Origin of the sequence: Arthrobacter sp. CAL618, from assembly GCF_000468215.1 — a bacterium.
GTDB lineage: Bacteria > Actinomycetota > Actinomycetes > Actinomycetales > Micrococcaceae > Arthrobacter_D.
Window position 1 is genome coordinate 1 of record NZ_ASZW01000217.1, and the last position, 11,088, is coordinate 11,088.

The following is an 11,088-nucleotide window of genomic DNA, read 5'->3' on the forward strand; positions in this document are numbered from 1 at the left end:
CGCCGCTGCTGGGGTCTCCTGGCGATCCTTCGCCGGTGCCTTCGGCCCTGGAGTGGCCGATGTTGCTGCCTTCGGTGTGGCAGCCTTCGGTGCGGCGGGGGTGGAGGACGCCGGGGTTGCTGCGGGTGCCGAAGCTGCCTTTTCGGGCGCTGGGTCGGCCGCAGACTTGGCTGGTGCCGGTGCGGCCGGAGCTGCTGCCGGTGCCGCTGCTGGGAAAGCGCCGCGAAGTTTCTTCACGACGGGCGCCTCAATCGTTGATGAGGCGGAACGGACGAATTCGCCCAGTTCCTGCAGTTTGGCTACTGCATCTTTTGAAGTAATTCCGAGCTCTTTGGCGAGCTCGTGTACGCGGACCTTAGCCACATTTCTCCTGTCTCGGTCCGCACCGAGTCAGGCACGAACCGTCTAATTCCTACTGCAGACCACAGTTGCCGGGGCAACCGAAAAGCCATTTGCAAAGCTCAACAGATTGTTCATCGTTGGGCACTCATCGCTGGGTACTCATCGGGAATCCATCAGTTTTCTGACCCGCTTTCAGGGAGGACGGTTTGTTTAGGGTGGCTTCCTAGTGAAGCTTCCTTGAGTGCGTGAAGTCGATCCTCAACGTCGCGAGTTTCAACCTGGCCCCGGAAGGCACGGTTGAACGCACCGCGTTTGAGGGCCTGCTCCATGCACGCCGGCTGGGGGTGCAACCACGCACCTCTACCGGAGAGTCGGCGGCGATCGTCAATCACAACGGCATTGGAGCCGTCCAGATTTCCTTTCACCAACCGCAGCAAAACAGCCTGGTCATCACGCTTCCGGCAACCTACGCACGTTCTAATAGCGGTTTGTTGGGATGGCAATGACCTAAGCCTCTTCCATTCTAGCGCTTTTCAGCTGGCAAGGCCGCATCTGCGGCACTACCGGGTTGTTCAGGCCTTGGCGGCGTCGGACACGATGTCGATCCGCCACCCGGTCAGCTTGGCTGCCAGCCGTGCATTCTGCCCCTCTTTGCCGATGGCCAGGGAGAGCTGATAGTCGGGAACAACAACGCGTGCCGACCTGGTGCTCTCATCTGTGATCGTCACCGACGACACCCTGGACGGGGAGAGGGAACTGGCAATGAAGGTGGCCGGATCGTCGCTGTAATCAACGATGTCGATCTTCTCATCATTGAGTTCGTTCATGACTGCCCGCACGCGTGAGCCCATCTCGCCGATGCATGCCCCCTTGGCGTTGACCCCTGGCACCTGAGCCTTCACAGCAATCTTTGTGCGGTGTCCTGCTTCGCGGGCCAGCGCCACAATCTCGACCGTGTGGTCGGCGATCTCCGGCACTTCCAGTTCGAACAACTTGCGGACGAGCCCCGGGTGCGAGCGTGACAGGGTAATCGAGGGGCCCTTCATACCGCGGTGAACGTCGACGACGAAGGCTCGCAGCCGCGAACCGTGCAGATATTTCTCGCCTGGCACCTGTTCCGGCGGCGGCAGCAACGCCTCGACCGATCCGAGGTTGACCTGGATCATGTGGGGGTTGGTGCCCTGCTGGATCATGCCGGCAACCAGTTCGCCCTCCTTACCGCGGAATTCACCAAGAATGTTGTCGTCCTCGGCGTCCCGGAGCCGCTGCAGGATGATCTGGCGGGCGGTGCTCGCAGCGATCCTGCCGAAACCGGTGGGCGTGTCGTCGAACTCGCCGACGGCGGCGCCGTCGTCGTCGGTCTCAGTTGCCCAGATGGTGACGTGGCCGCTCTTGCGGTCCAGTTCCGCCCGCGCGGTATCCTGCGATCCGGGGGTCTTGTGATAAGCCACCAGGAGGGCCTGCTCGATGGTCGGAATCAGGAGCTCAAGCGGAATTTCCCGTTCTCGTTCCAGCAGCCTTAGCGCACTCATATCAATATCCATTTAGGCCTCCGAAGCTGTATTTTTGGTGGGGCGGGCATCGTGCTGGATGCCTTCGTCCCCGGTGTCGTCAAGATGCGTGTCGTCAAGATGCGTGTCGTCAAGATGCGTGAACTCGACCTGGACGGTGCCCTTACGGATCTCGGTGAACAAGAGCGTCAGGGGGTCGCCGGTTTTGGGCTTCATCCCCTTTTTCACTGGTATCTGTGGGGTCAACCGGATGCCGTCGTCGTCAACTTCCAGCAGCCGGCCGGTCACGTCGTCGCCCTTGAGCCGGCGGACCGTGACCATGCGTCCCTTGTTGCGCCGCCAGTGCCGGGGCTGCGAGAGGGGGCGGGAGACTCCCGGGGAAGACACCTCGAGGCTGTACGGACGCCCATGGTCGTGTGGGTCCGCGTCCATCGCGAGTGAGACGTCGTGGGCCACATCCGAGATCAGGTCCAGGTTGACTGACCCAGTCTGATTCTCCGGCAGGTCTACCACCACGTTGACGATACGGTCCGATCCCGCGGATTTGATCTCTACGGCCTCCAGAAAGAGCCCGTGCCCCTCGACCGTGGGCAGCAGCAGCGCTGTGAGCCTCACCGATTCCGCCTCGACGTCCGCGTCAGGAGCTTGTTGCTGCAGCGTGTTTGCCGCAGGCGGACTGTCATTGCCCGGCCGAACCGCCATTACTGCCTCCCACTCGATGATGTTGTAGCTCTAGGGTACCGACTTTCCGGCGCGTACGGTGTATCAGCCGGAGAACGACCGGGGATCATGACATCATCAAGAGTTGTGAAGGATTCTGCTGACACCCGGCGTTCCGGCTTCCGCGGCACCCTGCGTACTCTCGCACGGCGAACCCTACGGACGGTCGCGCTCCTTCTCGCCTTCACTCTGGTGGTTGCACTGGGATTGAACCTGGATGGTCCCCCCGCTGATGGTCCGCCACCGCTGTCCTTCACTGAAGAAGCGCAATTGGGTGCAGAATCCCGGGCAGCGGACCTGGCTGCTGCTGCGACAGCGCTTTCGGTCGCTGTTTCTTCGGGCGGTGCCTCTTCAGACGGAGCCTCTTCAGGCGGTGCCGAATCCGAGCTGAGCGGCACCTATGCCGAAACGGCTGGCATCCTTCAGGAGCAAGCCGATGCCCTCTGGCACCCGGTACTTTCGGACCCGCCCGTCACCTCCGCTCCCACCGCCGCAGGTTTGTCGGAACCCACCGTCGCAGCCGAGTCAACGGCAGCTCCCACCCCGGCACCCACACCGGCCGGTTTCGTGGCAGACCTGTTCAGCTCCGCACAGCAGAACCTCAACGCTGCTGTGACGGCGGAACCAGGGATCGCACGGCTACTCGCGTCGGTTGGCGCCAGTCAACGACGCCAGGCGTTAGCTCTCGCCGACCTGCAGGGCCTGAAATCGCCACCACCGGGACCGTTGCCGAGCGTCGCCGCTGGGCCGTCGCCCACCTGCCCTGCCCCGATACCCCGAAACGGGACTGCGGGCGGCTCCACCCCGCGCGCTGGAACTAGCCCCGAAGATCATCCGGAGGCTGATCTGCTTGGCGAGGCGGTTGCCGCCGAACACCGGTCCGCCTATGCGTACGAGGTCGCTGCGGCCCGTGGGGCTGAGCCGTCGACCCTGGTCGAGTTCGCGGCCGAGCACGCCAGCGCTGCCGGCGCCGGCGAGACCCTGCTGCGGACCATCACCTGCCCTCAACCCGGCCCCCAGGCGCCGGCATTTGCCCTCGACGCGGCGTTCTTCGACGACCCTGAGGCGACGCTCGCCGCCCTGAACACTGAGCTCATGACCATGTACGTCGACATGGTGGGTTTGACCGACGGCCCCGCCCGGCGCTGGGCCGTCCAACGATTCAGTGATCTTGCCCACCATCAACACCTGGCCACCGACGCTGTTGAAGCGTTTCCCGGCATTCGCAACTGACCTGCCAAGGGCAGCCCGCGGTGCGACCAGCCTTGGGCAATGCCGCACCGGGCCACACCTGAAGCCTAGACTTGGCCTCGTGGAACTCCCTGGAATTGAACTCCCGGCGGCCTTGGTTCGCAACGCCTCACGGCTGCCCGGCGGGCGCGCCTGGCTGATCCGGTGGCAGGACCTGGTTCACAGCGCGCTGGTTGAGTGGGAGCTGACCCTCGATCTACCCGGCGGGAGACGCCCGTGGTTCGGCAGCGCCGCCGTCGTGCTGCCCGTGCACCGGGCTGACGGTAGCCGGGCGGTCCTGAAGGTCACAGTCCCCCACGATGAAGCACTCCCCGAGCCCGACGCTCTGAGGCTTTGGGCTGGCTGCGGGGCCGTCAAACTGCTGGAAGCCAGCCGGGAGGACTACGTTCTGGTGCTGGAGCGACTCGACGGGGACCAATCTCTCGCAGGGGTGCCGCTGGCAGAGACAGCCGGAATCTGGGGTGGCCTGGTGAAGGATTTGGCGTTGGCTCCGGGTAGCGGTGAGCTCTGGCAGGACATTCCATCGGTGGCCGCCCAAGCGGAAATGTGGACGGACACTCTCCCGGCAGACTGGGACCGGCTGGGCCGTCCGTTTGAACGCTGGCTTCTTGAGTGTGCCCTGGAGGTCTGCCAAGTGCGCGGAGCTGTTGGACGACGCTCTGAGCGGGACGTACTGCTGCACTCCGACCTCCACTACCTCAATATCCGGGCCCGCCCTTTCCCCGCCGGCGCGATCGTTCCGGTCGGTGTGGCGGATGCCCCGGCGCCTGCTCCCAGCTACGTGGCCATCGATCCGAAGCCGGTTGTCGGGGACGCGGAGTTCGCCGTCGCACCGATGCTATGGAACCGGATTGGAGACCTGTTTCCGGGTGATCCTGCGGGCCATCTGCGGGAGCGGTGCTCCGATCTGGCTTTCGCCGCTGATCTTGACCCGCTGTTGGCGAGGGACTGGTCGGTGGTCCGTGAGGTGCAAAACGCACTTTCGGCCGTGGAGTCGGGGAACCGTGACGACGCGCAGCGTTCCCTCTGGGTGGCAAGTACGCTGCTGCGTCGGACCCTGCCCGAGCTGCCGTCGCCAGCGGACCTGGTCAGCCCCTAGCCCGCATCCGGACTGGAGCTACAGTGCCGGTCGGATGTTCTCGACCCAGACGTCGTAACCGAGTTTGGCGATCAGCGCCGCGACCACCACGAGGAAGACGATCCTGATGAATTTGCTGCCCTGGGTGATGGCCATCCTCGATCCGAGATAGCCGCCGGCCATGTTGGCCAGGCCGAGTACCAGCCCGAGACCCCAGAGCAGCGACCCGTTGGGCAGGAAAAACATCAGCGCACCAAAATTGGTGGCCAGGTTCACGATCTTGGATTTGGCGCTGGCGTCCAGGAAGCTGTAGCCGAGCAGGGTGACCATCGCGATGATCAGGAAGGATCCGGTACCGGGGCCGATCAGCCCGTCATAGAAGCCAATGACCAGCCCGATCGCCGCGGCTGTTCCATAGTGTCGCCGGCCGGTGTGGCGCAACTTTGTCAGGGTGCCGACGGTTGGACGGAACGCGGTGAACACCGCGACGGCGATGAGAGCGGCGACGATGATGGGCTTGAAGACCGACGACGGCAGCGACGTCGCGATGATCGCGCCACCGAACCCACCGACCAGGGCGATTCCTGCCATCGGTAACGCAGTCCTGAGATCGGGTCTGGCCCGTCGATAGTATGTGATTGCGCTGGTGGTGGTGCCGAAAAGCGAACCCATCTTGTTGGTGGCCAACGCCTGCACCGGGGTAATCCCGGGTACTAAAAGGAGGGCGGGGAGTTGCAGCAGCCCCCCACCGCCGACCACCGCGTCGACCCAGCCCGCAGCGAACCCTGCAACCACCACCAGCAGGATCGTCGCGAGCTGGATCTCCTCCAGCCCGGAATTCAAGCTGTCCTGCTAGGCGCTGACGAGGCGGCGAAGGTATTCCACTACCTCAGCCACTGCTACGTTCTCTGCCTCGCCACTGCGGCGGTCTTTGACCTCCACCACTCCATCCGCCAGACCGCGCCCGACGACGACGATGGTCGGTACACCGATCAGCTCGGCATCACCGAACTTTACCCCCGGGGACACCTTGGGGCGGTCGTCATACATGACGTCAAGACCGGCGGCCGTCAGGTCTTCGGCGAGCTGATTGGCTGCTGCGAAGATTTCCTCGCCCTTGCCCGTAGCGACCAGGTGGATATCGGCCGGGGCTACGTTTCGAGGCCAGATGATGCCCTTGTCATCCCGGTTGGATTCGGCAAGCGCCGCAATCGCACGGGTCACCCCCACCCCATAGGAGCCCATGGTCACGGTGGCAAGTTTGCCGTTCTGGTCCAGGACCTTCAGTCCTAGCGCTTCAGCGTATTTGCGGCCGAGCTGGAAGATGTGGCCCATTTCGATGCCGCGGGCGGCCTTCAGCGGTCCGGAGCCGTCGGGCGCTTCGTCGCCGTCGCGAACCTCGACTGACTCGATGACCCCATCCCACGCGAAATCGCGGGACGCGACCAGGCCGAACACGTGTTTGCCGAAGACGTTGGCACCGGTGATCCAGGACGTGCCGGAGACCACCCGTGGATCCACCAGATAGGGGATCCCGGTGAGCCCGCCCGCGCCGAGTACCGGAGCATCAAGGCTCAGGCCCGGCCCGATGTAACCCTTGACCAGGCCCGGGTGTTTCCGCAGGTCCTCATCGGAGGCCGGCTCCACCATCACTTCGCCACCGACCTCGAGGTGCGGCGCGAGATTCGCTTCGACGCGCTTCAGATCGACGGTGCGGTCACCGGGCAGCCCGATAATAACCAGACGGCGTTCACCGGTGGGCAGGACTGCTGCCAGTACGACGTTCTTGAGGGTGTCAGCAGCCGTCCAGGGGCCGGCGTCCCGCGCCAGGACCTCGTTCGCGTGGCTGACCAGCGTGTCGATGGTTGGGGTGTCGGGTGTGTCCCTGATTTCTGCCGGGGCCGCGTCGGAGAAATCGATGTCCTCGGGCACGACGGTCGTGACGGCCTCAACGTTCGCGGTGTAACCGCCTTCGGATGCGACGAACGTGTCCTCGCCGATTTCGGAGGGGTGCAGGAACTCTTCGCTTTTGGATCCACCCATCGCACCGGCAGTCGCGGCCACGGGGACCACTGTCAGCCCGAGCCGCTCGAAAATCCGCAGGTAAGCGCTGCGGTGCAGCTGGTAGCTGCGCTCCAGGCCGGCGTCGTCGATGTCGAAGGAGTAGGAGTCCTTCATGATGAATTCGCGTCCCCGCAGCAGGCCGGCGCGCGGCCGCGCCTCGTCCCGGTACTTGGACTGGATCTGGAACAGGCTGACCGGCAGGTCCTTGTACGAGTTGTACAGGTCCTTGACCAGCAGCGTGAACATCTCTTCATGGGTTGGGGCCAGGAGATAATCCGCGCCCTTGCGGTCCTGCAACCGGAAGATGCCGTCGCCGTACTCGGTCCAACGGTTGGTTGCCTCGTAGGGCTCTTTGGGGAGCAGCGCAGGGAAATGCACTTCCTGGGCGCCGATGGCTGCCATTTCCTCACGGATGATGGTCTCCACCTTGCCGAGCACCCTCAGGCCGAGCGGCAACCAGCTATAGATTCCGGGGGCAGCCCTGCGGATGTAGCCCGCACGCACGAGGAGCCGGTGACTGGCTACCTCGGCGTCGGAGGGGTCCTCGCGCAAGGTGCGCAGGAAAAGGGTTGAGAGTCGAAGGACCACGCGTTTAAATCCGTTTCTTCAGCACTGGCTGCCAAAGCAGCTTAATCAGATACCAATCTATCCGTTTCGGGCAGCGCCCGGTGACACGCGCCCTCGCCGCGGGCGATTACAGGGATCGCAGTGCGGTTATTGTCGCGTCGACGAGACTTTCGCCGCGGGCCAGATCCTGCGCAACGTCACCCGAGCTGCCGATCGTCACGTTGATGGTGGTGGTTCCGATCAAGGCGGTCAGTGACACGGTCTCCTGAATTGTCCCGGGAACCTGCACCACGGTCCTGACCGCGAAGGTTTCATCGGCATTGGTGCTGGCCGTCAGCTCCGTCACCGCCACTGAGACCTCCTCTCCCCTGATCTCCATGTCGAACGCCGAACACTCGGCGAGCTGGGTCCGGTTGGCCTCGATTTGATCCTGGATTGATTCGTCCGATTTCTGGCTGGTCAGGCTGACCGAATCCGGTTGCAGGGAAGAGGCCCCGGCAAAGGTCATCACGCCGAGGGTGGCACTCAGGGCCTGCCCGGCGAGGTTCGGATCGGCGAACACGTCGCATTCCTCCGGGGTCACGGTCAGGTCGCTTGTCCCATCGTCGGCCCCGTTGACGAGCTCCCGAATGGCCGAATCGTCAAGGATAACCCCGGCAAGGGATTCCTGCTCATCGACCGCTTCCAGTGCCATCTCTAGCTCGGTTGCCGTGTACTCGTTGTCCTGGCCGGGCGTCGGGTCGCTGCCCGGGTCGGCGCCGACCGGCGGGTCTGCGTCTTCAGTCGGCTCTGCTGGGGTTGGTGCGGCGGGCAGGGTGGCAGGGGCGGGCAGCTCATCTGTTCCCTCATCCGCGGTGCAGCCGGTGCCGACGATCAGGACGGCGCAGGATAGAACAGTCAGCCAACGCCGGCCTGCGGTGCTCACAGGAGGACCGTTGCGAAGGTCCCCACTTCGCGGAACCCAACCGTCTGATAGGCGGCCAAGGCCCGGGTGTTGAATGAGTTGACGTACAGGCTCACCACCGGGGCGCGTTGCTGTGCAGCGAGGACGACGGCGGCAAGGTAGCTGGCGCTAAGGCCCTGTCCGCGGTACGCCGGGTTCATCCAGACACCCTGAATCTGGACGGTGGTGCTTGAGACAGTACCCAGTTCGGCTTTGAAGATTACCTGGCCGTCGTCGTCGAAATCGGCGAGCGACGCCTGCCGTCTGACCAGTGACGCCACCCGACGCCGATAGTGTTCTCCCCCGCCAGTGAACGGCGAATATCCCACTTCTTCTTCGAACATGGCGGCACACGCCGGGACTATGACGTCCAGCTCGTCATCCCGGGTGAATCTGAGACCCGCGGCGGGTTCCACCTTGGGTGTCCCAGTGATCGCCAGCAACGGCTGGGAGGGGCGCACATCAAATGGCTCGGGGCTGTACTCGCGCAGCGTGGACCAGATGGCCAGGACGGCTTCGGCTGGCCCGAAAATGGAGGAGAACTTCCGCCCTGACTTGCCCAGGTGGGTGCCTAACGCTGCGCCATCGGCCTCGGAAACCCCGATGGGTACCAGGTTGACGCCCGCCCAACACGCTGCAACCAGGTCGCCGTTCCTGAAAACGCCGATCACCTCGCCCCCGGCGTAGGACGGCGAGAGGCCGCGGGAGGCTTCCAGGTGCGAGGCGATGAAGACGTTGGCGGTGGGATCACGGTCGACCAGGCGCCCGAGTGCTTCGTTGTGTTCCTTGTCGAGCGTCACGAACCCGTCGGGCACAACCGCATCAGGTGCCCCGACCCGTCCGGAAGTGTCGAGCTGCCCGGAGTGTGACCTAACTGACGGTAACCATGGGGCCACCCTGGCCAGCAGTCTCGCCATCGGCTTCCCCCATCTCCTCAGCTATTCTCATTGCTTCTTCAATGAGTGTCTCAACAATCTGGTCTTCGGGAACAGTCTTGATGACTTGTCCATTAACGAAGATCTGGCCTTTTCCGTTGCCGGAGGCGACGCCGAGATCGGCTTCACGCGCTTCGCCTGGGCCGTTCACGACGCAGCCCATCACTGCCACGCGCAGCGGGATTTCCATTCCCTCAAGGCCCGCCGTCACCTGCTCAGCGAGGGTGTACACGTCCACCTGGGCGCGGCCGCAGGAAGGGCAGGACACAATTTCCAGCTTGCGGGGGCGCAGGTTCAGCGACTGCAGAATCTGGTTTCCGACCTTGATTTCCTCGACCGGAGGGGCCGACAGGGACACGCGGATGGTGTCGCCGATGCCCTTGGACAGGAGCGCTCCGAAGGCCGTGGCTGATTTGATGGTGCCCTGGAAGGCGGGGCCTGCCTCGGTGACGCCGAGGTGGAGGGGCCAGTCGCCGCGTTCGGCAAGCAGCTCGTAGGCGCGGACCATGATCACCGGGTCGTTGTGCTTGACGGAGATCTTGAAGTCGTGGAAGTCGTGTTCCTCGAAGAGGGACGCCTCCCAGACCGCGGATTCCACCAGCGCCTCGGGTGTTGCCTTGCCGTACTTTTCCATCAGACGAGGATCGAGCGAGCCGGCGTTGACGCCAATGCGGATCGAGGTGCCGGCGTCCTTGGCCGCGGCGGCAATCTCTTTGATCTGGTCGTCGAACTTGCGGATATTGCCGGGGTTGACCCGAACCGCCGCGCAGCCGGCGTCGATCGCTGCGAAGACGTACTTCGGCTGGAAGTGAATGTCGGCGATGACGGGGATCTGCGACTTCCTGGCGATAATCGGCAGTGCTGCGGCGTCGTCGGCCGATGGGCACGCAACACGCACAATGTCGCACCCGGTGGCAGTCAGTTCAGCGATCTGCTGCAGCGTCGCGTTGATGTCAGTGGTCGGGGTGGTGGTCATGGACTGGATGCTGATAGGCGAATCCGATCCCACCCCCACTGAACCCACTTTAATCTGCCGGGTTTTCCGGCGGGGGGCAAGGACGGGCGGTGGTGCGGCTGGCATTCCTAAACTGACCGAGGTCAAAGGATCCTCCATGTGTAGTTCATCGGTACAACAAATTTTGTGGGCTCAGGCATACTGCGAGAACTGGCCGATGCCGGGCTTCCACTCGGTGGCCTTGACTGCGGCGATGGCGCCCTCGAGCGCGAACGGATCCTGGCGGAGGAGGTCGTTGAGCGACTGCTCGTCGTCGGCGGTGAAGATCAGAAGGGCTCCTGCTCCGTCGGTGAAGGCGCCGGCGGAGAGCACCCGCCCGTCGCTCACCAGGCTATTGAGCCAGTCGCGGTGAGCCGGTCGGTGCTCGTCGCGTAGGTCGGAGCTATCAGGGCCGTATACATATTCCACTGCGAAAACACTCATAGAACCACCTTATACGTGATTACAACAGGTACGCCGCCGCGAAGGCGGCAACCCCGGCGGCCCATAACAGCGATGTCAGGGTCCCGATGATGAAACGCTCGGCAACTGCAGGGGTTTCTTTCAACTCTGCGTACCTGCCGAGACCTTTGATGGCCACCACATACGCGATCGCCACCGGTTCGTTGGCGAGGATGGCCCCCGCAACACCAAGACGTTCGAGAATGCCGATGACGAGCCCG

At 63.9% G+C, this 11,088-nt stretch carries 12 protein-coding genes and 1 pseudogene; 2 read left to right on the forward strand and 11 right to left on the reverse strand.

Features of this window, described 5'->3' with window-relative positions:
* The 4 genes from K728_RS19400 to rimP all read right to left on the reverse strand — a co-directional run.
* Positions 1-363 (reverse strand): translation initiation factor IF-2 N-terminal domain-containing protein (locus tag K728_RS19400; protein WP_035748094.1); only part of this gene is annotated, 363 nt, incomplete at its 3' end.
* Between the two features lie 152 nt (positions 364-515).
* Complete coding sequence (locus tag K728_RS20690) at positions 516-767, reverse strand: YlxR family protein (protein ID WP_237715314.1); 252 nt, start codon at positions 765-767, stop codon at positions 516-518.
* Between the two features lie 147 nt (positions 768-914).
* Positions 915-1,886, reverse strand: a complete 972-nt coding sequence (gene nusA, locus K728_RS0113035; RefSeq protein ID WP_019483472.1) for a transcription termination factor NusA — start codon at positions 1,884-1,886, stop codon at positions 915-917.
* Complete coding sequence (gene rimP / locus K728_RS0113040) at positions 1,887-2,555, reverse strand: ribosome maturation factor RimP (RefSeq protein ID WP_024476995.1); 669 nt, start codon at positions 2,553-2,555, stop codon at positions 1,887-1,889.
* Between the two features lie 87 nt (positions 2,556-2,642).
* Between rimP and K728_RS0113045 the strand changes: the two genes are divergently transcribed.
* Positions 2,643-3,806 (forward strand): DUF4439 domain-containing protein, encoded by a 1,164-nt coding sequence (locus K728_RS0113045; RefSeq protein WP_084442893.1) that lies wholly within the window; start codon positions 2,643-2,645, stop codon positions 3,804-3,806.
* Between the two features lie 79 nt (positions 3,807-3,885).
* The gene (locus K728_RS0113050; protein WP_024476997.1) at positions 3,886-4,923 is read left to right on the forward strand and encodes an aminoglycoside phosphotransferase family protein; all 1,038 of its coding nucleotides are present in this window, start codon (positions 3,886-3,888) and stop codon (positions 4,921-4,923) included.
* 18 nt (positions 4,924-4,941) lie between these two features.
* On the opposite strand, the gene K728_RS0113055 is transcribed toward K728_RS0113050, so the two are convergent.
* The 7 genes and pseudogenes from K728_RS0113055 to K728_RS21325 form a co-directional block, all read right to left on the reverse strand.
* A complete protein-coding gene (locus K728_RS0113055; RefSeq protein WP_024476998.1) occupies positions 4,942-5,745 on the reverse strand; it encodes a sulfite exporter TauE/SafE family protein in 804 nt (267 codons plus the stop codon).
* Between the two features lie 9 nt (positions 5,746-5,754).
* Positions 5,755-7,554, reverse strand: a complete 1,800-nt coding sequence (locus K728_RS0113060; RefSeq protein WP_024476999.1) for a proline--tRNA ligase — start codon at positions 7,552-7,554, stop codon at positions 5,755-5,757.
* 106 nt (positions 7,555-7,660) lie between these two features.
* Complete coding sequence (locus K728_RS0113065; protein ID WP_024477000.1) at positions 7,661-8,458, reverse strand: hypothetical protein; 798 nt, start codon at positions 8,456-8,458, stop codon at positions 7,661-7,663.
* Positions 8,455-9,291 (reverse strand): GNAT family N-acetyltransferase, encoded by an 837-nt coding sequence (locus K728_RS0113070; RefSeq protein WP_019483478.1) that lies wholly within the window; start codon positions 9,289-9,291, stop codon positions 8,455-8,457. The genes K728_RS0113065 and K728_RS0113070 overlap by 4 nt, the downstream gene beginning before the upstream one ends.
* 55 nt (positions 9,292-9,346) lie before the next feature.
* Positions 9,347-10,513 carry a flavodoxin-dependent (E)-4-hydroxy-3-methylbut-2-enyl-diphosphate synthase gene (gene ispG / locus K728_RS0113075; RefSeq protein ID WP_024477001.1) on the reverse strand — a complete coding sequence of 389 codons (1,167 nt, stop codon included), beginning with the start codon at positions 10,511-10,513 and terminating at the stop codon, positions 9,347-9,349.
* Between the two features lie 45 nt (positions 10,514-10,558).
* Complete coding sequence (locus K728_RS0113080) at positions 10,559-10,849, reverse strand: YciI family protein (RefSeq protein ID WP_019483480.1); 291 nt, start codon at positions 10,847-10,849, stop codon at positions 10,559-10,561.
* Positions 10,850-10,868: 19 nt separating this feature from the next.
* A pseudogene (locus K728_RS21325) lies at positions 10,869-11,088 on the reverse strand (hypothetical protein); the annotation flags it as partial.